This window comes from Lacinutrix venerupis (assembly GCF_003663945.1).
Taxonomy (GTDB): Bacteria; Bacteroidota; Bacteroidia; order Flavobacteriales; family Flavobacteriaceae; genus Lacinutrix; species Lacinutrix venerupis.
This window is the reverse complement of record NZ_RCCH01000006.1, coordinates 227702-251573: the sequence shown is the minus strand read 5'-3', so window position 1 is coordinate 251573 and position 23872 is coordinate 227702. Positions and strand designations below refer to the sequence as shown.

The window sequence follows — 23872 nt, the reverse complement described above, 5'->3', positions numbered from 1 at the left end:
TGCGTTTTATAGATGATATTTGAATCATTTTTAATAGTTTAGCAAACTAAATTAGATAATCCAATTCTACTAAACATGAAAAAAATTACTTTACTATGTGTTGCCTTATTTATGGTGGCATTTTCTTTTTCGCAAGAAAAGTATTCTCGCATTAAAATTAACCATGCAAACCAACATATAGCAAACACTATTGCTTTGCAAGGCATTGATTTAAATTGTGGCGCTAAACATGAAGGAGAAGCTATTTCTCTTGATTTATCTGCAAAAGAGATTAATAATTTAAGAGCAAACAATGTTTCTTTTACGGTTGAAATAGACGATTTACAAAAATTTTACTCCGAAAAAGCAAAAAGAGACCTTCCTAAAGCTAAAGCCGAATTAAAAAATGCTCAATCTCGAGCAGCGGCACAATCTAACAATAATAAATCTTCAATTTCAAATATTGTAACAAATAACATTATTCAATATACTGGGTGTGACGAAATAGATTTTGTCGAACCTCAAAATTTCAATTTAGGTAATTGGGCTGGATGTTTAACATATAGAGAAGTACAAAATGAGTTAGATGACATGTACACATACTCTCAAACTAATAGTTTAGATATTGTATCTGTTAAGGCAAATGCATCTTCTACCGGACAAAAAACTTGGGGAAATCCAGCAAACACAATTACAAATAATGGTCTTACTTACTCTGGACAAGGTACAGCGAGCTCATTTGAAAATCAACCAGATAGAGACGGTAAAACATTTTGGGACCCAGAAACTATATATTATATAAGAATAACTGGAGATCAAAGTACAACACCAGAAGGCACAAAACCACAAATATTATTTACTTCTATGATTCACTCTAGAGAGGTAAGTGCTTTAATGAATAACATGTACTTTATGTGGTATTTAGTTGAAAATTACGCTACAGATCCTGCCATTAAAGAGCTAGTAGATAATAACGAATTATATTTTGTACCTGTTGTAAATCCTGATGGTTTAAAATGGAATGAACATTTAGATGCAAGATTAGACGGATTAGTAGACGATGGGAGCTATTACCAACGTAAAAATTTAAGACCTAATACCGGAGGCACTGGAAATACTTCAGAAAATAGAGGTGTCGATTTAAATAGAAACTTCGATTACTATTGGGGTCTAAACGATATTGGTTCTTCAGGATTATCTACTAATAACGGAGCAAATGGAACGTACAGAGGACCAGCTCCAGAGTCTGAACCAGAAACACAAATTATGGTAGATTTTATTACTACACGAAATATTAAATCTGCAGTATGGAACCACTCTTATGCTAACTCTGTACCGCATCCTTATGGAGGCGAACCTACCGATAGTTCTGGTAGAGAGGACGAATTTTACAGATGGCATGAGGAAATGACTAGGTATAATAGATATCTATATGGTGCTACTATTTTTTACGAATCTAATGGAATACCAGATGATTGGATGATGGGTGGTGACGTAGATAACAATGGATCTACAGGTTCAGGACAAGCAATTATTGCAACTACTCCAGAGCATGGTGGTGAAGGTTTTTGGCCAACACCTTCTACAATTATTCCTATTGCTAAACGCTCTATGCGAATTAGCTTAGCCACAGCTTATTATGGTGGAAAATATGCCAAACTACACGATTTAACACAAAGTAATCTAACAAACTTAACTGAAAATATAGAGTTTGGTATTGAACGTATTGGGCAAACTGCAAGTGATTTTACAGTTACAGTAACTCCTGTTTCTTCTAATATAACAAGTATATCTTCTCCTGTAACAGAAACAGGAATGCCTGTACTCTCTCAAAGAACAGTTTCATTTTCTTTAAATTTAGATCCAAGTATTACTACTAATCAAGAAATTCAATACAATGTTAAACTTTCTAATGATGATGGTATTATTTATGAAGCTAACTATAAAAAATATTATCAACCAACACTATTATTCGACCACGATCCAGATGCTACAGGTTTAACAGGTTGGACACAATCTAATGGTTGGATTAACACAACGTCTGATGCATATTCAGGATCTAACGCTATTAGCACAGGAACATATAATAATAATGTTACAAAAACATTAACTACCACAAATAGTTACGATTTTACCAATTCAGAAGAAGTCCTTATACAGTTTTATTCAAAATGGGATATAGAAAGAAATTATGATTTTGTTGAAGTTTTAGGTTCGCCAGATGGTGGTTCTAGTTGGGTGTCACTTTGTGGAAATTACACAAAGCCAAATGCAACTAGTGCAACAACTAGTCATGATAATAAAAGTTCTTCATATGCCAATTTTCAAGCTAATAGTTCTGGGCAAGTTTATGACGGAGACAGAATGGATAATTGGGTTATGGAAGAATTTACCATAGACGCCAGCAATTACGCTTCTCTTATTAACTCAAACAACGTAAAAATAAGATTCAATTTTAGAACAGATGCATTAAACGTAAACGAAAACTATTCTACAACAAACGATGGTTTCTTTATAGACGATTTTAAAATTATTAGCGTTAATGTAGCTTGCCAAACTACTGTTCCTACAAATATTACATTTTCAAACATTTCAGCATTCTCTGCACAAGTAGATTGGTTTGAAGTAACTTCTGCTACTTACGATTTAAGATATAGAGAAACTGGATCTGGAGCAGCTGGTTGGACAACTGTTACAAACCTTTCTACAAATAGCTACACTATTACAGGACTGTCGGCAGATACAGATTACGATGTACGTGTAAGAACACGATGCGAAACTAACACTTCTAGTTATAGCGCTATTGAAAATTTTACAACTCCGGCAGCTGTTCCTTGTACAGGCACTCCTGTTGTCTCATTTCCATACTCTGAAAGTTTTGAAGCAGATTTCGGTTTATGGACAAATAACACAAGTGGAGACGATATAGATTGGACAAGAAACTCTGGAACGACACCAACAAACACTACTAATAATCCAGATATTACTGGTCCTTCTGGAGCAAGTGATGGCACGTTTTATATTTATACTGAAGCATCAGGAGAAGGAACAGGTTATCCAAACAAAGTTGCTTATATCACAAGTCCATGTTTTGAATTAGATGGTTACGAAAATTCTCAATTCTCTTTCGACTACCATATGTTTGGTGCAACAATGGGAAATTTATATGTAGAAGTTAGTACAGATAATTTTGCAACTTTTAATACTGTTTTTACTCAAATTGGTCAGCCAAACTCTCAAACAACAGCTAATTCAAATCCATGGTTAACAGAAACTATTGATTTATCTGATTACGATGGCCAAACAATTAAATTACGTTTTCATGGTATTACTGGTTCTGGTTTTAGAAGTGATATCTCTGTAGACAATATTAATTTTACAGCAGATGTAGCCACTTCTTCACCACCTGTAGCGGCTTGCCAAAACATTACAGTACAATTAGATAATACCGGTAATGCAACTATTATAGCAACAGATATAGATAATGGTTCTACAGACGATGTAGCTATTACAAACTACGCAATAGATATTGATACTTTCGATTGTTCTAATATTGGAACTCCAGTAACCGTAACACTTACTGTTACAGATGCCGAATCTCAAACCGATACTTGTACCGCAACTGTTACTGTAGTAGACCAAGTAAACCCAGAATTCGTTAATGTACCTAGTGACCAATCATTTACCTGTGGAAACAATAATCCAACATGGACAGACCCAACAGCAACAGACAATTGTGATACCACTTTAACTGTTGTTAGAACTGATGCTACAGGATTAAACAGTGGAGACACTTTTCCTACTGGAAACACAACTATAAGCTACTCAGTAACCGATGATAGTGGTAATACGGAAACAGCGTCGTTTAATGTAAACATAATAGCGGACAACGAAAATCCAACCGCTGTTTGCCAAAACATAACTGTACAATTAGATAATTCAGGTAATGCAACAATAACAGCGTCTCAAATTAATAATGGCTCTTCAGATAATTGTGGAATAGCTAGTATTTCTGCATCTAAAACAAGTTTTACTTGCGAAGATGAAGGTGCAAATAATGTAACCTTAACTGTGACGGATGCTAATGGAAATTCTGACACTTGTACAGCCGTTGTAACAATAACACTACAAGATGAACCTCCTACAGTAAATTGCTGGGACAATTACACTTACAACTATACAAATTGTTCTTGGGAAAACACAGGTACTCAAGATCCTGAACCAACTGCTGTTAACTGTTGGGATAATTACCAATTTAACGATAGCACATGCCAATGGGAAAACACAGGAACTCAAGATCCTGAACCAACTGCCGTTAACTGTTGGGATAATTACCAATTTAACGATAGTACATGCCAATGGGAAAATACAGGAACTCAAGATCCTGAACCAACTGCTGTTAACTGTTGGGATAACTACCAATTTAACGATAGCACATGCCAGTGGGAAAACACAGGAACTCAAGATCCTGAACCAACTGCTGTTAACTGTTGGGATAATTACCAATTTAACGATAGCACATGCCAATGGGAAAACATAGGAACTCAAGATCCTGAACCAACGGCTGTTAATTGTTGGGATAACTACCAATTTAACGATAGTACGTGCCAGTGGGAAAACACAGGAACTCAAGATCCTGAACCAACTGCTGTTAACTGTTGGGATAATTACCAATTTAACGATAGCACATGCCAATGGGAAAACACAGGAACTCAAGATCCTGAACCAACTGCCGTTAACTGTTGGGATAATTACCAATTTAACGATAGTACATGCCAGTGGGAAAACACAGGAACTCAAGATCCTGAACCAACTGCTGTTAACTGTTGGGATAATTACCAATTTAACGATAGCACATGCCAATGGGAAAACATAGGAACTCAAGATCCTGAACCAACTGCTGTTAATTGTTGGGATAATTACCAATTTAACGATAGCACATGCCAATGGGAAAACATAGGAACTCAAGATCCTGAACCAACTGCTGTTAACTGTTGGGATAATTACCAATTTAACGATAGCACATGCCAATGGGAAAACATAGGAACTCAAGATCCTGAACCAACGGCTGTTAATTGTTGGGATAACTACCAATTTAACGATAGTACATGCCAATGGGAAAACATAGGAACTCAAGATCCTGAACCAACTGCTGTTAACTGTTGGGATAATTACCAATTTAACGATAGCACATGCCAATGGGAAAACATAGGAACTCAAGATCCTGAACCAACTGCTGTTAATTGTTGGGATAATTACCAATTTAACGATAGCACATGCCAATGGGAAAACATAGGAACTCAAGATCCTGAACCTGCTACAGAATGTTACGAAACTGCAACGTTTAACGAAACTACATGTACATGGGAAATAACAAATAACGGAACAGCAATCACTTATTATGCAGATACAGATGATGATGGATATGGTGATGCAAATAATTCAATTCAAGATTGTACTCAGCCAATGGGCTACGTTACAAACGATACAGATTGTGATGATTCTAACAACTTAATAAATCCAGAAGCAACTGAGATTCCTCAAAATGGTATTGATGAAGATTGTGATGGATATGATGAAGAAACCTTAGGATCTACAGAATTTGAAAATGAAAACATTAGTATTAGTCCTAATCCTTTTAATTCAACTATTAATATTTTATTACCATTAAATTATAATAATGAAATAATAACAGTAACAATTTACGATTTAAATGGAAGAGTTGTTTATACTAAGGCTACTACTCCATCATTAAGAAAATTAACAATTAATGGTTTAGAAAGATTAGATCAAGCTCCTTATTTTTTAAGACTTTCTAATTCTAAAAATTCAATTATTCATACTCAAAAAATGATTAAATTCTAAAGTAATTATTTAATTAATAAAAAAAGTTGGGTATTAACATGCTCAACTTTTTTATTTTCAAACAATCTTTCATCGACAAAATACACAATTACACGCTCAAATACACTGATTTTTTATATCGCAAAACACTGAAAATCAATATATTAAAAACACAAAATGCATTTCATCGATTATTTTTGCTTTTTAAGGACTAATATTGTAGTTTTACAACCTATTACAAACTAGGTTCCCTAAATTAACCTAACTACTTATGAAAAATTCTACCCTCGCATTTAAAAAGTATGCATTACTACTTTTTATCTTATCATTTTTTAATGTAACATTTTCGCAAACTACAATTGGAAATTACACTTTTGATAGCGGTTTTCAAGGTTGGACAAGTGGTGGCACTTATGCAAATCGTACTACTAATAATAATTACCGTTGTACTAATGTTGGTGCTATTTTTGTGTACTATTCGCACAATTTGGATAACTCTAGTAGAATAACATCTCCTAATCTAAATTTAACAGCCTATGATAGTGTTGATTTTCAATTTTGTTTTACTTCATTAAATATTGATAATAATGAAGGTTTTAATTTGCAATATTTTGATGGTACTTCATGGGTTACACTAGAAGATTACAGAAGAGGTGTAGAGTTTGCTAATTCAAGTACAACTCAACAAACTTTCACTTTTTCATTAAATAGTGCAACATATAATTTCAATGCAAATTCTGCCTTTCGATTTACAGGCCAATGTAACGGAACTGATGAATATGCCGTTTTTGATGATATAGTAATTACTGGATATTCATGTGAAACTACAGTAGACACTTTTCCTTACAATGAAGGATTTGAATCTGGTATAGGAAATTGGATACAAAGTACTAATGATGATAATGATTGGACTAGAAGAAGTGGAGGTACACCATCTAACAACACAGGACCATCTGCAGCTAATGGAGGGAGTTGGTATATGTTTACTGAGTCTAGTAGCCCTAATTATAATGATACTTTTATTTTATCAAGTCCTTGTTTTGATTTAACATCTGAAACCGCAGCAGATTTTTCATTTTATTACCATATGTATGGTGATAGTATGGGAGACCTTTTTGTAGAATTAAGTACAGATAATGGTGTAAATTTCTCAACACTTTGGTCTCAGTTAGGACAAGACCAAACAAGTAGTAATCAAAATTGGAATTTAGTTGATATAGATTTAAGCGCTTATGTAGGTCAAACCGTTAAAATTCGCTTTAGAGAAGAAACAAAAAATAACTTTACAGGAGATATGGCTATTGATGATATTTCATTAGTTACAAGTGTTGCTCCACAACCAGAAATTAATATTCAAGGTAATGCTGTAAATATTGTAGATGGAGACACAACACCAGATGTGGCAGATGATACTGATTTTGGAACTGTAAATGTTGTAATTGGTTCACAAAACAATACATTTACTATTGAAAATTTAGGTTCAGCTACACTTAATTTAGCAGGAGCTGCTCCTTATATAACTATATCAGGATTACATGCTGGTGATTTTACGGTAACTACAGCACCTTCTAATTCAATTTCAGCAGGAAGTAGCACAACCTTTACTATTAATTTTGATCCAAGTGATGTAGGATTAAGAACAGCTACAGTAAAAATCACTAATGATGATGCTGATGAGAACCCATACACTTTTAATATTCAAGGTAATGGTTTTACTCCGTTTTCAGAAATAAACATCCAAGGAAACGCTACTACTATTTTAGATGGCGATACTACTCCGGATTTTTCAGATGATACAGATTTTGGAACAATCGATATTGCTGGAGGAACCAATGTAAATGTTTTTACAATTATGAATAATGGTTCTTCAGATTTAAATTTAACAGGAGGCACTCCTTACGTCAATATAACTGGTGCCAATGCAGCAGACTTTACAATTACTACAATACCTACTACTCCAATTACTGGAGGTAATAGTACAACTTTTGCTATCACGTTTGATCCAAGTGCTGTTGGCTTAAGAACTGCTAGTATTAGTATTGATAATAATGATAGTGACGAAGACCCATATAATTTTAACATTCAAGGTACAGGATTTATTCCACCTCCTTGTGGATCTATAGATATACACAACGCTACTTTTGAAAGCGGTTTAGAAGGCTGGACTTCTGGCGGTGCTAATGCATCTCGTCAAAATAATGCGACATGGTCTTACGATGGCAACTTTAGTTTAAGAGTTAGTAATAGTGATGCAACTGGAAATACTTCATCATTTATTTCTCCTATTTTCGATATACTTACTTATGACAAAGTAGATTTTAAATTCTTTTTCAAACCTGAAGGAATGGATAACGGAGAACGCTTTTTTATTGAATATAGTAGTGATGGTGGTACAAACTGGATAGTAATTGGAAATTTTGTAAGTGGATCTATAGTAAATAAAAATGCAGATTTCGAAGCTACAGAAACTCCATTTGCTTACTCTAAAACATCTACAATTTTCGCAACAGATTATTCTTTTACAACCAATAGTAGGTTTCGAGTACGTTGTAATGCTAACAATAGTAATGATAGAGTTTATGTAGATAATATTAAAATTTCTGCGACTACATTTTGTACACCTACAGTAGCTCCTGGAGGAGTAGTATCTGGCTTAGACTTATGGTTAAAAGCAGATCAAGTAAACGGAACTACAACTGCTACCGATGGATCTCTTGTAAGCCAATGGATAGATAATGGAAAAGGAAATAATGCAGAAGTTGTTGTTGCTGGTCAAGAACCAGTATTTAGAAACAATACTGTAAAAAACATGAACTTTAATCCTGTTATTGAGTTTGAAAACGACAACACTACAGCATATGCTGATATGACATATATTACTAATAGAGATGAGCTAAAAGGAACTGGAGGTTTTAATACAAATGATATGTTTGTGGTACTAATGCCAGATCCTACAATTACTACAGGAATGGTTCCTTTAGACACTTTTACAGGCTCAGATCCCTTAACTGAAAGTTATACAGAAGATGTTACTGGTTTTGGTTATGGATCTTACACTGCAAGGTTTAATAACGAAAGGTTAACTTTCTGTATTGGTACAACTAGCGAAACACCTTCAAATCCTGCCGAAAATGGATATGGAAGAGCAGATACAAACTCAACTAACGATTATAATAAAATTCAAATAATAAATATTAGACAAAATGCATCTGATACTGATATGGAATTATATTTCAACGCCAACCAGGTTGGAAACGAAACAAATGACATTTCCAGATATGCTACTATTAACAATGGAAGATATTGGTTAGGAAGAAGCCAATACTGGAATGGTAGTTTTGATGGTCGTATTGCAGAAGTAATAACATATAACTCAAGAAAATCTGATGCCAACCTTACTCAAGAACGTAATAGAATACAATCTTATCTTGCCATTAAATATGGTATAACATTAGGTGTTAACGGTACTTCGCAAGACTATGTAGATAGTGACGGAGGCGTTATCTGGGATCAATCTGCAAACATTGGATACAATTACGATATTGCTGGTATTGGTAGAGATGATGATGGAGAATTAAACCAAAAACAATCTAGAAGTGTAAATGATGCTGTAGATGGTTTTGGAAGAATTGAAGGTATCCTTACTATGGGATTAAACGACATTTATAACACTAATTCAGAAAACATTTCAACAAATACTGAAACTTTAAATGATAAAAACTACTTAGTTTGGGGAAATAACAATGCTAGTTTAGATGCTGCTCCAATAACTGTTGCTGTAGATTTAAGTTCTGGAATTTCTGGATTGTCGACTCCTGTAAGCTTTTTAGGAATGCAACGTATCTGGAAAGTTGTTGAAACTGGTGGAGATGTAGGTTCTGTAAAAGTAAGTATTCCTCAAGATGCTATCAGAAATATTAGTCCTCCTGGAAGTTATTATATGTTTATTTCAGATACACCAGTATTCGATCCTACTGCAGATTATAGATTAATGCAAATAAATGGATCTAATCTAGAAGCAGATTACGATTTTAATGGTACTAAATATATTACTTTTGGTTATGCACCGCAAGTAGAAGTAACACGTTCTGTTTATTTTGACGGTTCGCAAGACTATATCGATATGTCTAATAAGTTAAATTTAAATCCATCTGGATTTACAATTTCTGCTTGGATAAAAAGAGATGCCGCAGATACTGGTAATGCATCTATTATATCTAAACGAGATGTAGCTTATACAGAAGGTTATGATTTTAGGATAATAAATGATAACAGAATTCAAATGCGTTGGATAAATGGAACCAACCAAAACCTAACATCTAACACTTCTATTCCAGACGATGAGTGGCATCACGTTGCTGCCATCTACAACGGCACAAGAGTTTACCTATATATTGATGGTGTATTAGACCGATCTGCAAATAGAAATGCACCTATAGATACAGATGAGTCTTTTAATATTGCTGCTGCAGGAAAAAACACGCCTACACAATACTTTAGAGGAAATATTGATGAAGTTAGAATTTGGGATACAGAACTTACTCAAGCACAATTACAGTATATAATGAATCAAGAAATTCAAGAAAACACTGGTTTTGTTAATGGTAAAGTTATTCCATCGTCTATAACTAAAAACGATGTTGCAACCATACCATGGAATGCTTTAGCTGCATACTATCCAATGTCTATTTATACATATACAAATACAGAAGATGCTTCTGGGAATGGAAATCAAGGTGCTTTAAGAAACTTAAACACAGTAGATTTTCAAACTGCACCATTACCTTACCAAACGGCAAATAATACAGATTGGAATTTAAACAGTACATGGCTTAACGGAGATGTGCAAACAATTCCTGGTGCAGCTTCTATAGTAAATAGCGACACTACTGTAGATTGGAATATTGTAGAAACAAACCACAACATTACTATGGATAATACATCGTTACCTACTGCAAACAATAGCAATAGAGTTTTATTATCTCTTAATGTTATAGGTAACACTTTATCTGTAGCAGGAAATACAGCTACAAACTCAGGGAATGCTTTAACAATATCTCACTATCTGAACTTAGATGGTAAAATAGATTTAGAAGGAGAATCTCAATTAATACAAACTATAGATTCAGATTTAGATGTAACAAGTTCTGGACTATTAGAAAGAGACCAACAAGGTACACAAGATTTATACACATATAATTATTGGTCTTCACCAGTTGGTGTTAGTAACACGACCACTAACAACAATAATTACACAATTCCAGATGTATTGTTAGACGGTACTAATCCTGCTTCACCACAAGCTATTAATTTTATAATTAATGGTTATGATGGAACATCTGGCTCACCTATAGGTATTGCAGATTACTGGATTTGGAAGTATGCAAACTTAGCTACAGACTATTATAACTGGCAACATGTACGTAGTACTGGAACAATGTCTGCAGGAGAAGGATTTACAATGAAAGGTGTAAGTAACACTAATGGCAATATTGCTTTAGAACAAAACTATGTTTTTAGAGGAAAGCCTAATAATGGTGATATTAACTTAACTATAGATAATAATTATGATTATTTAGTTGGTAACCCATATGCATCAGCATTAGACGCTAATACATTTATATTAAATAACACAAACACTACTGGTACAGTATATTTTTGGGAACACTTTGGTGGAGGATCTCATTATGTATCACAATATGAAGGAGGTTATGCAACATATAATCTTTCGGGAGGTATACCAGCTATGCAACACGACTATACAACAGGAGGAACTACAACAGGAGGAACACCAACAAAAACTCCAGACCGTTATATTCCTGTTGGACAAAGTTTCTTTATTACAGGATCTAGTTCTGGAACTATAAACTTTAATAACGGACAACGTGTTTTTGAAAAAGAAGGAGCTAACTCTGTATTTATAAGACAAAGCAATAACCAACCAAACGAAACTGTATATAATGATAATAGATTAAAAATTAGATTAGGTTTTAATTCTGTTAATGACACTTATACAAGACAAATTCTAGTAACACAAGATGTAAATGCTACACCACAAGTAGATTTTGGATATGATGGAGAGTCTAACGATTCTCAAGTTACCGACATGTTTTGGGATATAGATGATAAAAAATATCTTATTCAAGGAACAAACCAAATAGATGTTTCTACAATTTTACCATTAGGAATTATTACTAATGAAAACGGAGATAACAGTATTAAAATTGATGCTCTAGAAAATGTTCCTAATGATTTAGAAATATACATTTATGACAACGTTACAGATACTTATTTTGATATTAGAAATAACCCAGAATTTACCGTTAATTTAAATGCAGGTGAGTATTTAAACCGTTTTGACTTAAGGTTCTCTAACGCAAATACTTTAAGCACTCAAGATTTTGAAGCTGAAACTAGTTTACAATATTATTTTGCAAACAATAACGAAACTATTGTTATTAATAATCCAGAATTCGAAATTATTAAATCTGTAGAATTATTTAATATTTTAGGTCAGTCAATTATAAAATATACCGAAATAGAAAATGATAGTATTATTGAATTAAAAACTAATAATATTTCTACTGGAGCATATATTATAGAAATTAATACCGAAAACGGAAAACTCTCTAAAAAAGTTTTAGTTGAGTAATATATAGAAATCTAAAAATTCTAAAGCCTGAAACATTAAGTTTCAGGCTTTCTTTTTATGTAAAAAGTAGTTAATCGTAAAAATTAACACAAACTTGCCGTATATCGTATTTATTAGTTTTTTGTAGCTTTTTTTAAAATTTAACTTACTTATTGCTATAAATTTGAGAGAAACAAAATCTTACTTTTTTTGTTTTTTAAAATCGCTAACCATGAATAATTTTTCGCTAAAAAAAATATTATATACGTTTATAATTACATTATTCTGTATCAATTTATTTGCTCAACAAGGGACTAATAATGATAATAGAATGAAAATTAGATTAGGCTTTACCTCTACAACCAATACTCACAAACAAATTTTAGTTACTGTAGATAATAATGCGACTGCAGGAATAGATTTTGGTTACGATGCCGAAATTTTTAACACTAATCCAGATGATATTTACTGGATAATAGATAATAGAAAATTTAATATTCAAGGTATAGACAATATAGACGAAAATTCAATTTTACCTATAGGTGTACATACTGCTATAGATGGTGATTACACTATAGTTATAGACCAATTACAAAATGTACCAGAGGATAGAGAGATTTTTCTTTTTGATAAAGAAGACAACACTTATTACAACATAAAAAATAACACTGGAGTTTCTTTAGCTTTAAATGCTGGAGACTATGTAAATCGGTTTGAATTACGTTTTATAAATGAAAATGAAAACACAGAAGAAGAAGAAGAAGAAAATTCTACAACAGATAATACCGATGAAGAAGACGAAGACGGTTTTGGCATAAACATAGATATTAGCCTAGGATTAAAGGCTGAAGCTGGTGTTCAAATTCAGTTTTTAAACAACTCAAAACAAATTAGTATTAACAATCCTGATACTGCTCCTATTACATCTGTCGAAATTTATTCATTTTCTGGAAAATTAAAAGCAAAGTATAATTCCATTGGTAAAGAAGAAAAAATTGTAATACAGACAAATAACTTAAAGTCTGGACAATATATTTTAAGAGTTAATTCGGATGTAGAATCAAAATCAAAAAAAATATTAGTTAATTAATTTATTACTTGCATCTAAATAAAAACTAAAAAACCTGAGAACAACAAGTCCTCAGGTTTTTTAATTATTATAATATTCCTATTAATTTTTTAATAAACTTATTAGTTTTTTTAGCTCTACTTTATTCTGTTCTCCAGATTTCATATTCTTTAAAGTATAACTATTCTTATTCATTTCCTCCTCACCTACTAAAACCACAAATGGAATATTACGTTTATTAGCATAATTCATTTGCTTTTTCATATGCTTTCCATTTGTTATTTTATCTGGATAAAGCTCTGCATTAATACCAGTTTCTCTTAAATATTTAATTGCTTTTAAACTAAATAATGCTTCGGCATCTCCAAAATTTATAAATAGAACTTCTGTACTTTTAGCAATAGTTTCTGGAAACAATCCTAATTCTTCTAACACTAAATAAATACGGTCTAACCCAAAACTTATGCCAACACCACTTACATTTTTAAGACCAAAAACACCAGTTAAATCGGCATATCTTCCTCCACCGCCAATAGATCCCATTTTTACTCCTTGTGGTGCAGACACTTCAAAAATAGCGCCCGTGTAATAATTTAATCCTCGAGCCAAAGTAACATCTAACTGTAAATTAGCCGTTTTTAGGTCTAGCTCACTAATTGCTTTATTAATAAAATCTAATTCTTCAATACCTTTTTTTCCTTCTTCGGAAGTACTAAGAATGTCTTTTAAACTTTCTATTTGAGAATTAAAATCTCCAGTTAAAGAAAACAATGGTTGCAATTTATCTATTCCGCTTTGCGAAATTCCTTTACCTAACATTTCTTCTTTTACCTTCTCCTCTCCTATTTTATCTAACTTATCTAAAGCTACAGTAAAATCTATAAGTTTATCGCTAGCACCTATTACTTCAGCAATACCAGAAAGTATTTTACGATTATTTATTTTAATAGTAGTTCCTTTTAAACCTAAAGCAGTAAACACATTATCGTAAAGTTGTATAAATTCTACTTCCTGCCATAAGCTATCACTGCCAACAACATCTGCATCGCATTGATAAAACTCTCTAAATCGTCCTTTTTGTGGTCTATCTGCTCTCCAAACTGGTTGCATTTGATAACGCTTAAAAGGGAAATCTATATCGTTTTGGTGTTGCACTACATATCTAGCAAATGGCACTGTTAAATCGTAGCGCAAAGCTTTTTCTGAAATTTTAGCGGTAATTTTATTAGAATCTTTACCTGCGTATTCTTCATCATTTACTTTGGATAAATAATCACCACTATTTAAAATCTTAAAAATTAAGCGATCACCTTCTTCACCATACTTTCCCATTAAAGTATCACTATTTTCAAAACTTGGTGTTTCTATAGGTTGAAATCCAAAAGTTTTAAATTGAGATTTTATAGTATTAAATATGTAATTGCGTTTTGCAACTTGTTCGGGATTAAAATCTCTTGTTCCTTTTGGTATACTTGGTTTTTGTGCCATATCAACTTCCTGCGAAGGCAGGAATCTTTTTAATGTCTTCTCGATACAATTTGCTCATGCTTCACAAATCACTCGAAGTGACGTTTTCTTAAATTTAGATTCCGCATCAAGTGCGGAATGACAAAAATAGTCGTTTAGTTGTAAATAACGAAAGTTAATTAATGAGATTCCTGCATTCGCAGGAATTTGTTAATTTATAAGTTTAAACATATATTCATACAATTCGCCCTTAGTAATGTTAGATCCTTGCTGAATAAGTGTAAATTTATCTAAGTTTTTATCGTCGCTGTAGTCCTTTTTAGCTTGTACAAACTCTACATTATCATGCATTAAGTTATTTCTTAACCAATTAAAGCCTTCTTTTGTTGTTAAATCGACATCTTCTTTTACTTTAATACCAATTAAATGCATGTTATCTTCGTTTAAAGAAAACAAATGAATATCGTTTGGAGAAATGTGTTCTAAATATCTGGTTTGATTTAGTACTCCTTCCCAAATTAAATCGCTAAAAACATCTAATTCTACTTCTGCTAATTCTGGCTTATTGGCTTTTAAATTTGCCCATTCTTCTGCTGTTATAGATTGTGTTGCTAAAAAGTTTATAAACTCCTTATGTAACTCTTCAAACTGCTCTTTTGTTAACCTAGCGTATTTCATCTTAATTGTTTATTCTATTTTTTAATATTTAAAGCTTTTGCTACCGCAAACGGTCTGTCTGTTGCAAAAATATCTATTCCTTTATTTTTCCAAACACTGTATGGCACTTCTCCTTTAGATTTTGCTTGATTATCTAAATTTCCTAATGTACCCAAAATTGTTTTTATACCATAAGATTGTACTTTTTTATAAAACGCATCTGGAGATAGGCGTGTTCCAGTAAAAGCTAACATATTTTCGGTAGGAATATTAGAGTGCAATAACCAGTCTAACTCTTTATCATTCCTTGCAGAAACAGATAATAGAAGTTCTGGTGCCCACTTATAAGCTTTCTGTGCTTGTTTTAAATCGTAAGTAATTATAATACAGTTATCTTCTGCTTGTTCTTTTCTAATAGCATCTATTACTGTTTCAACATTAACACTTCTTTTAATATCTACTGTTAACACTACATTATTTTGCTTTGCCCATTTTAAAACATTAGTAAATAATGGAATTTTAAAACTGGTTTCGTTACCAAAATCGTCAACCATATTAAAGGCTTGTAATTCTTGATAAGTATAATCTAAAATTTTTCCAGAACCTGTAGTTGTTCTATCTAAAGTATTATCGTGTAATAATACAAGTTTAAAATCTTTTGTTTTAGCTACGTCTATTTCGTAAATAGCAGGAATACTATCGTTTACATATTGTAAAGTCTCTAAGCAATTTTCTGGGTAGTTTTTTATACTCTTTCCTCCACGATGTACACTTATAATTGGTGCTGCATTAGGCTTATATTTAAAAGTTTCAATTAAAACAGACTTTTTTATAATTTCTGTATTAGTTTGAGGTAAAGTTTCATTTTTAGAAACATCATTCTTGCAAGAAACAAGTAAGACAATTAATACTATAAAATGTAAATGTTTTTTCATTAGTAATTCTGCGTTAGCGTAAAATTTAAAATTAAAAAAACCGTTTGAAGAGACTCCAAACGGTTTTGTATTATGTGATTTAAAATCTTAAGATTTAGCTACAACTTCAAAATCAATATCTGCTGTTGCTTCTCTGTGTAAACGTACAGTTGCTGTGTACTGTCCTAAACGTTTAATGTTTCCACCTGTAATAGTGATAAACTTTCTATCAATAGTGTGTCCTTCTTTTTCGAAAGCATCCACTAAATCTAATTTAGTTACAGATCCAAATAATTTATCTCCAGCTGAAGCTCCTTCTGTTGCTTTAGCAGCGATTTTAATATCTAATTGTTTTAAAGCTTCAATTGTAGTATTCGCTTCTTCAATTAATTTTTTGTCTTTAAAGGCACGTTGCTTTAAGTTTTCGGCTAATACTTTCTTTGCAGAAGATGTTGCCAATACAGCGTGTCCTGTAGGAATTAAAAAATTTCTACCATAACCGTTCTTAACCGTTACAACATCGTCTTTAAATCCTAAGTTTTCAACGTCTTGTTTTAATATAAGTTCCATTGTTATGCTAGTTTTATTTTAATAAATCTGTTACGTATGGTAATAAAGCTAAGTGACGTGCTCTTTTTACTGCTACAGATACTTTTCTTTGGTATTTTAAAGAAGTTCCTGTTAAACGTCTTGGTAAAATTTTACCTTGCTCATTAACAAACCCTAATAACCAATCTGCATCTTTGTAATCTACATACTTGATTCCAGATTTTTTGAAACGACAATATTTTTTTTGCTTGTTCGTATCAATATTTAAAGGTGTTAAATATCTAATTTCACCTTCTTTTTTTCCTTTTGCTTGTTGTTCGATAGATGCCATAATTACGCTTTTTTGTTTAATTTAACTCTTCTTCTCTCTGCCCACGAAATCGCGTGCTTGTCTAAAGCTACAGTTAAGTAACGCATAAAACGCTCATCACGTCTAAACTCTACTTCTAAAGGAGTAATGTGTTCACCATCTATAGTGTACTCAAATAAGTGGTAAAATCCACTTTTTTTGTTTTGAATTGGGTAAGCTAATTTTTTTAAGCCCCAATCTTCTTTGGCTACCATCTTTGCTCCTCTTTCAGTAAGAAAATCTTCGTATTTCTTTACTGTTTCCTTTATCTGTGTATCAGATAAAACGGGATTTAAGATGAAAACAGTTTCATAATGATTCATAAAAATCTATTTATTTGTGTTAAAAATGAGTGCAAAAATAACTCTTTTTATTATAACTCACAATTCTTTTTAAAATTAAATTGAAACAATTTTTAAGCTCATTTTAAATCTAAAAAAAATGTTAAATTTTACATTTAAGCGATGTTTTTTGGTTTTAATCCGAATTTTTTGTAACATTGTCGATAATTAAACCCAAATATACAAACGCTATGACTCTAAATTGTGTAGTAGTTGATGACTCAGCAATACAAAGACTTTCAATAGTTAAATTGATTGAGAACAATAACTCATTAAATCTTATTGCTGAATACAGCAGTGCTTTAGAAACAAAAAACGGATTAAATACTCACAAGGTAGATCTTATATTTCTAGATATTGAAATGCCCGTACTTAATGGTTTCGAGCTTTTAGACGTATTAAATAACAGACCACAAATTATTTTTGTTACTGGAAAAACTGAATACGCTTTTAAAGCTTTTAATTACGATGCTACAGATTACCTACAAAAACCTATTACTCGTGAACGTTTTAATCAAGCTGTTGAAAAAGCTTTAGAACAACATAAACTTAAATTAGATTTTAACGAAACCGAAGGTGAACATATTTTTGTAAAAAGTAACCTTAAAAAACGTAAAGTATATATTAAAGATATAAAATGGATTGAAGCTCTTGGTGATTATGTAAAATTAGTTACCGAAGATACTTCTCTTGTTGTTTTATCTACAATGAAAGCTTTTGAAGGCGAATTACCTGACGGTAAATTTTTAAGAATACACAAATCTTATATTGTAAATCTTGACAAAGTAGATAGATTTAACAGTAAAAATGTTGAAGTTGGTTCCTACGAAATCCCTTTAAGTAGAAATAAAAAAACATTGCTTGTTGATGCCCTAAATAATATTTAAACTTAACCGCACTTATTTTAATTAACTAAACTAATCCTACTCTATCGAGTAGGATTTTTACTTTTAAACAGTCTTTTTAAGCGTGCTTTTTTATACAAATCTCGCAAAGTGCTGTAACAACAATTATTACTAATAATTATCTACGTTTATTATAACGCGAACACCTTTAAAAGGTCCAACAGCCTCAAAACTTGAATTAATTTTATTAATAGCTTCTTTTGTTTTTGCTAAAGATTGCTGTTGCGGAATTTTAATTAAAATGTTTTTTAAGTATTGATTTCTTACGCGAGATACCGGCGGAAACTCTGGGCCTAAAATATTAGTTTTAAAAACTTGCCTTAAAGACTTTGCAAACCAGTCGCTAGCTGTTTCTACTTTATTATAATCTCTATGTTTTAATGTTATTTTTATAAGTCTAAAAAAAGGAGGATATTTAAAATCACGACGTTCTTGCAGCTGTTCTTTAAACATGTCTAAATAATTATTGGTAGACACTTGTTGTAAAATTTTATGATAAGGATTATAAGTTTGAATTAATACTTTCCCTCTTTTATCTGTTCTTCCTGCACGACCAGAAACCTGAAGCATGAGTTGAAAACTTCTTTCGTGAGCTCTAAAGTCTGGAAAATTGAGCATATTATCTGCATTCATAATCCCAACAAGTTTTACATTTCTAAAATCTAATCCTTTAGTAAGCATTTGTGTACCAACTAAAATATCTATTTCTTGCTGTTCTAAAGCTGTTATTATTTTCTCGTAGCCATGTTTCCCGCGTGTGGTATCTAAATCCATTCGTGCAACTTTAGCTTTTGGAAAAAGTGATTTTGCTTCGGTTTCAATTTGTTCTGTTCCAAATCCTTTAGTATCTAAATTTGAAGTTCCACAAGCCATACACTTTTGCAACATTGCGCTGTTATGTCCACAATAATGGCAACGTAATTGTTTTCTATATTGATGATAAGTTAAACTTACATCGCAATTTGGGCATTGTGGAGAATGACCACAAGTATTACACTCTACTATTGGTGAATAACCTCTTCTGTTTTGAAACAAAATAACTTGATATCCTTCTTCTAAGGCCTCGGTGATTTCTTCAATCATTCTATCGCTAAAATGACCTTTCATAAGTTTTCTCTTATATTTATCTGCAATATCTACTAATTCTGTATCGGGTAATTGCACATTATTATAACGTCTATTTATTTCTACTAAACCATATTTATTATCTATTGCATTCTTGTAACTTTCTAAACTTGGTGTTGCGCTTCCTAAAAGTGTTTTAGCTTTGTGCAAATGAGCCAAAACTACTGCTGCATCTCTTGCATGGTATCGTGGTGCTGGATTAAATTGTTTAAAAGATTGTTCATGTTCTTCATCTACAATAATTAATCCTAAATCGTGAAATGGTAAAAATATAGAAGAGCGGGCACCTAAAATTATTTTAGCTGTATTAGTGTTTTCTAATACATTATTATAAACCTCAACACGTTCATGAGCAGAGTATTTACTATGAAACACAGCAACCTGCTCTCCAAAATAGTTTTGAAGCCTTGTTACTAATTGTGTAGTTAATGCTATTTCTGGTAATAGATATAGCACCTGCTTTCCTTTTAATAAAACATCTTCTATAAGCTTAACATACACTTCTGTTTTTCCAGAAGAAGTAATGCCGTGCAATACTATTACATTTTGAGTTTCAAACTTATTTTTTATTTGTTTTAACGCTTCTGTTTGGTATTGGTTTAATGCTTTTGTTGCCTCATTATCTTCTCCTTCGTATTGAACACGATCGGTTTGAATATGATATTCCTCTAGAATCTCTTTATCTATTAACGCTTTTACAATTGCAGCAGAAGCTCCACTTTCTTCTATTAAATCTTTTACTTTAATAGGCTTCTTTGTTTTTGCTGAAATTGAAAACAAAGTCATAACAACTTGTCTTTGCTTTTCGGCTCGACTTAAATCTTGCAAGAGTTGATGTAACCCTATTTCGCTTGTATATTGCGCCTGAAGTTTTACATACCTTACGTATTTTGGTTTGTATTTATCGTAAATTTCTTCTTGCAATAAAATAACTTCTTTATCTATTAATCGCTTAATTACTGGAAGCACATTTTTTTTATCAAGAATACTAGATACTTCTTGTATTTTTAAAGTAGATTGATGGTGCAAAGCTTCGAAAACTAAAAATTCGTCGTCCTTTAAGTCTGTATCTTTTATTTCTTTTTTTAAATTTCTACTAATTAGTGTTTCGCTTTCTAAAATAAATGCATTTGGTAAAGCTGCTCTCATTACTTCTCCAACAGTACACATGTAATACTTTGCAATCCACTGCCAGAATTCAAGTTGTTTTTGAGTAACAATAGGTGTTTCGTCTAAAATTTGATGAATCTCTTTAGCTTCATAAATTTGTGGTGCGTTAGTATGTATAGCTCCTACTAATCCGGTGTGAATTTTAGATTTACCAAAAGGCACAGACACACGCATACCTACTTGTAAAAACTCAGATTCTGCCTGTGTTATACTGTAGGTAAACATCCTTTCTACGGGAATTGCCAATATTACGTCTATAAAATAACCCATAGCCCAAAGGTAATAGGTTTACACAAAAAAACCATTGCTAAAAGTAATGGTTTTTAAGGTTAAAATTTAATCGTCTATTTTAAATAGTTTTTTTAAAGACGATGTATCTTTTTTCTTTTTAGATTGTATGCTTTGTGTCGTTTGCGTTTTATTTTGAGATTGACTTCTTGTTTGATTGCTTGTAGTAGAGCGTCTTCTACTAGGTTTATTAGAACTTAATACATTTTCTGCGCTATCTTTAAGTTTTGGAATATTAGCAATTGAGCCGCCATTATTTTTATCTGCTACGGCTCTTAAAATAGCTACTTCAACATCCATCTCGCCAAAATAAGCTAGGTCGTATAAAGTAATAGCTTCTGTATAATTATTTCTTTCCTCATGTATTAGTGCCATTAAAAGCAGTTCGTGTCGTCTTGATTTTATGTTATCTTTATTTGGGTTAATTTCTATACAAGATTTAATATCTGTTTCTGCTGCATCTAAATTTCCTAAATTATAATGCAATTGTGCTCTAGAAAAATAACTATAAGTATTTGGAGACATAGCAACAAGCTGATTAAATTTTTCTAAATCACTTTCTCTAGCTTGTTCTCTAATTATAAGTTTCTTACTTAATTTTTCGCTTTCTAAATGATTAAAATAAGCTTCGCAAGTATATACCAATTCTGGTCTTATAGAAATAAGCAAATCCTTTCTAGCTAATTGGCCTAAAAGCATTTTTTTATTAATATCTTCTTCAACAATTTGAGCATCAATTAATGTTGCATATTTTGGTAATGTTTCTCTAAAGCATGCTTTGTATGCATTTTCTGTAAGCTTACGTTTTTGTATTTCTAATGTTAAACAATCGCACATATCTACTCTAAATGATGGTTTATACGACTGACTATTAACCAAATTGACTAAGAAAAAAAGACTTGTTACAACTATAATTTTTAAAACATTCATTTTTAATTATTGTTTAATTTTTATTGTCATCAACACTCTCTTCTTCCTCACCTTTAAAATACATTTTAACCGTTTGCATACAGTATTTAAGTGCTTTTTTAGACTTATTTAAATTAATGGTTGCTTTTCCTTTTTTCATAATATTAGCGTTTCCACTAGTCATATCATCTAAAATTGTTGGTAAAATTTGCCACAAACTATCTACATCTCGTTCTGCCCGTTCAATTAAAGTATCTTCAATTTCAGCAGGTACCTCTACTCCAACTGTTGTTAAACTATCGTACACAAATACCTTATGATATAAATCAAAAGAGTTTTCTACAAATTGATCTACACTTTCAATTTTCGAGACTCGTTTTGGTGGTTTTAATCTTTTTTTCTGAGAGAAACCTAGCAATGGTATTAAAAATAATAGAGCCATAACTATACATATGCGTTGTTGTAATATTCTTTTTGTTTTCATAAATTTTTATTTAGAACTTTTTTTAAAACATAAATTAAGCTACTGTTTAATTATTTTTTTTGTACTTGTTTTATTGTCTTTAGTAATTTGTAACAAATACATTCCTGTTTTTAATGTTGAAACATCCACTTTATTAATTCTGTTTAATATGTTTTGAGTAAAAATTTTGCGCCCATTAACATCGCATATCCTAATGACACCTGTAGTATTGCCTTCTATTTCTATAATTAGTTGATTTTGTACTGGATTTGGGTAAACTTCTAAACTTGAAAAAACGACATCTTCCGCATTAAGAGTTTGACAGTTTGGATACGTACGGCGATCTCTTGTAGTGTTAGTCCAAGTTCCTAAAACATTAGTTTGATCTACCACTATAATTTGGTTACCATCACTATTATTTGTGTAAAGCTTTCTTTGAGTCTCATCGTAAACGCCTGTATTTAAGTTCCAATTTGATTGTAACAGTTCTATTAAAAAACCATTACTATCGTAACTATAAACTTCAATATTATTATTTACCCATTGGTTGCCATCCCAATTTTGGGAAATTTTAGAAACTACTACATTATTTGAATTATATACATAAGTTATTTTTGAACTATCTATCCAGATTGAATTAACCGCATCCCAATTACTATTTATAATTGTATCTATTTGAGAAAATGCAGTATACGTGTAATTACTTTTATCTCTATTAACAAGACTATTTAAAGGTATACTCCATTCTTTATAAAGAGACTCTATTAATAAATCGCTGCCATTATAAGCGTTTTCAATGGTTTCGTTAATTTCCCAATTACTATTTTCCCAAATATAAACTTCTACTAAACTTAAATTATTACCTAGGTATGAAAAATCTGTACGCCTTTCGTTCTCCCAAACTTGAAGATTGGCATTCCAAAGTTCATTTGTACTCGTCGTCATTTGGGAATTAGCATTATAACTAATGCTTAATTGTGTACTATTTCCAAAAATACTTGTTGAAAAATCTAATGTTTGTTGTAAAACATAATCTGGCAGACAATCTGAATTAAAACTATAATTTACAGTAGCTACATGTAACCAATCGTCTACAAACCAAAGATCTGTTTCCCAAGTCTCTGGAACTGGCGGTGCTTGCAGTTGTGCGTTTGCATTTGAAATGATAAGAATAAAAATAAAAAGTAATTTTGCTTTCATTTCTTTTTTTAT

At 31.7% G+C, this 23872-nt stretch carries 14 protein-coding genes; 4 read left to right on the top strand and 10 right to left on the bottom strand.

All coding sequences use genetic code 11. The features are described from left to right. Positions 1-75 precede the first annotated feature (75 nt). From CLV86_RS10915 to CLV86_RS10905, 3 genes are all read left to right on the top strand, one after another. Positions 76-5844, top strand: a complete 5769-nt coding sequence (locus tag CLV86_RS10915) for a M14 family zinc carboxypeptidase (RefSeq protein ID WP_121052331.1) — start codon at positions 76-78, stop codon at positions 5842-5844. Between the two features lie 250 nt (positions 5845-6094). Beyond that, positions 6095-12475: a DUF8202 domain-containing protein gene (locus tag CLV86_RS10910; RefSeq protein ID WP_121052329.1), complete on the top strand. Its 6381-nt coding sequence runs from the start codon at positions 6095-6097 to the stop codon at positions 12473-12475. 211 nt (positions 12476-12686) lie between these two features. Then, positions 12687-13544 (top strand): T9SS type A sorting domain-containing protein, encoded by an 858-nt coding sequence (locus CLV86_RS10905; RefSeq protein WP_121052327.1) that lies wholly within the window; start codon positions 12687-12689, stop codon positions 13542-13544. 81 nt (positions 13545-13625) lie between these two features. Here the strand turns inward: CLV86_RS10905 and hisS are convergent, their stop codons facing one another. From hisS to rpsF, 6 genes are all read right to left on the bottom strand, one after another. After that, on the bottom strand, positions 13626-15011 hold the full coding sequence (hisS, locus tag CLV86_RS10900) for a histidine--tRNA ligase (protein WP_121052325.1): 1386 nt from the start codon (positions 15009-15011) through the stop codon (positions 13626-13628). A 189-nt stretch (positions 15012-15200) separates the two neighbouring features. Then, complete coding sequence (locus CLV86_RS10895; RefSeq protein ID WP_121052323.1) at positions 15201-15668, bottom strand: DUF6495 family protein; 468 nt, start codon at positions 15666-15668, stop codon at positions 15201-15203. A gap of 14 nt (positions 15669-15682) precedes the next feature. Continuing rightward, the gene (locus CLV86_RS10890; RefSeq protein ID WP_076732729.1) at positions 15683-16582 is read right to left on the bottom strand and encodes a glycerophosphodiester phosphodiesterase family protein; all 900 of its coding nucleotides are present in this window, start codon (positions 16580-16582) and stop codon (positions 15683-15685) included. Positions 16583-16669: 87 nt separating this feature from the next. Then, the gene (gene rplI / locus CLV86_RS10885; protein ID WP_076732727.1) at positions 16670-17131 is read right to left on the bottom strand and encodes a 50S ribosomal protein L9; all 462 of its coding nucleotides are present in this window, start codon (positions 17129-17131) and stop codon (positions 16670-16672) included. 13 nt (positions 17132-17144) lie between these two features. After that, a complete protein-coding gene (gene rpsR / locus CLV86_RS10880; RefSeq protein ID WP_076732725.1) occupies positions 17145-17441 on the bottom strand; it encodes a 30S ribosomal protein S18 in 297 nt (98 codons plus the stop codon). 2 nt (positions 17442-17443) lie between these two features. Further along, on the bottom strand, positions 17444-17782 hold the full coding sequence (gene rpsF / locus CLV86_RS10875; RefSeq protein ID WP_076732723.1) for a 30S ribosomal protein S6: 339 nt from the start codon (positions 17780-17782) through the stop codon (positions 17444-17446). Between the two features lie 209 nt (positions 17783-17991). On the opposite strand from rpsF, the gene CLV86_RS10870 reads away from it, so the two are divergent. Then, entirely contained in the window at positions 17992-18687 is a 696-nt protein-coding gene (locus CLV86_RS10870; protein ID WP_076732722.1) for a LytR/AlgR family response regulator transcription factor, read from the top strand. A 129-nt stretch (positions 18688-18816) separates the two neighbouring features. On the opposite strand, the gene priA is transcribed toward CLV86_RS10870, so the two are convergent. The 4 genes from priA to CLV86_RS10850 form a co-directional block, all read right to left on the bottom strand. Further along, entirely contained in the window at positions 18817-21270 is a 2454-nt protein-coding gene (gene priA, locus CLV86_RS10865; protein ID WP_121052321.1) for a replication restart helicase PriA, read from the bottom strand. 66 nt (positions 21271-21336) lie between these two features. Beyond that, on the bottom strand, positions 21337-22218 hold the full coding sequence (locus CLV86_RS10860) for a tetratricopeptide repeat protein (RefSeq protein ID WP_121052319.1): 882 nt from the start codon (positions 22216-22218) through the stop codon (positions 21337-21339). 13 nt (positions 22219-22231) lie between these two features. Next, positions 22232-22681: a hypothetical protein gene (locus tag CLV86_RS10855; protein ID WP_121052317.1), complete on the bottom strand. Its 450-nt coding sequence runs from the start codon at positions 22679-22681 to the stop codon at positions 22232-22234. A 39-nt stretch (positions 22682-22720) separates the two neighbouring features. Next, entirely contained in the window at positions 22721-23860 is a 1140-nt protein-coding gene (locus tag CLV86_RS10850) for a T9SS type A sorting domain-containing protein (RefSeq protein ID WP_147427033.1), read from the bottom strand. Positions 23861-23872: the final 12 nt, after the last annotated feature.

Bases quoted from the DNA above. Each gene is read 5' to 3' on its own strand.
- priA (WP_121052321.1), bottom strand. From the start codon at position 21,270: ATGGGTTATTTTATAGACGTAATATTGGCAATTCCCGTAGAAAGGATG.
- rpsR (WP_076732725.1), bottom strand. From the start codon at position 17,441: ATGGCATCTATCGAACAACAAGCAAAAGGAAAAAAAGAAGGTGAAATT.
- CLV86_RS10895 (WP_121052323.1), bottom strand. From the start codon at position 15,668: ATGAAATACGCTAGGTTAACAAAAGAGCAGTTTGAAGAGTTACATAAG.
- CLV86_RS10855 (WP_121052317.1), bottom strand. From the start codon at position 22,681: ATGAAAACAAAAAGAATATTACAACAACGCATATGTATAGTTATGGCT.
- CLV86_RS10860 (WP_121052319.1), bottom strand. From the start codon at position 22,218: ATGAATGTTTTAAAAATTATAGTTGTAACAAGTCTTTTTTTCTTAGTC.
- CLV86_RS10850 (WP_147427033.1), bottom strand. From the start codon at position 23,860: ATGAAAGCAAAATTACTTTTTATTTTTATTCTTATCATTTCAAATGCA.
- rplI (WP_076732727.1), bottom strand. From the start codon at position 17,131: ATGGAACTTATATTAAAACAAGACGTTGAAAACTTAGGATTTAAAGAC.
- CLV86_RS10905 (WP_121052327.1), top strand. From the start codon at position 12,687: ATGAATAATTTTTCGCTAAAAAAAATATTATATACGTTTATAATTACA.
- CLV86_RS10870 (WP_076732722.1), top strand. From the start codon at position 17,992: ATGACTCTAAATTGTGTAGTAGTTGATGACTCAGCAATACAAAGACTT.
- hisS (WP_121052325.1), bottom strand. From the start codon at position 15,011: ATGGCACAAAAACCAAGTATACCAAAAGGAACAAGAGATTTTAATCCC.
- CLV86_RS10910 (WP_121052329.1), top strand. From the start codon at position 6,095: ATGAAAAATTCTACCCTCGCATTTAAAAAGTATGCATTACTACTTTTT.
- rpsF (WP_076732723.1), bottom strand. From the start codon at position 17,782: ATGAATCATTATGAAACTGTTTTCATCTTAAATCCCGTTTTATCTGAT.
- CLV86_RS10890 (WP_076732729.1), bottom strand. From the start codon at position 16,582: ATGAAAAAACATTTACATTTTATAGTATTAATTGTCTTACTTGTTTCT.
- CLV86_RS10915 (WP_121052331.1), top strand. From the start codon at position 76: ATGAAAAAAATTACTTTACTATGTGTTGCCTTATTTATGGTGGCATTT.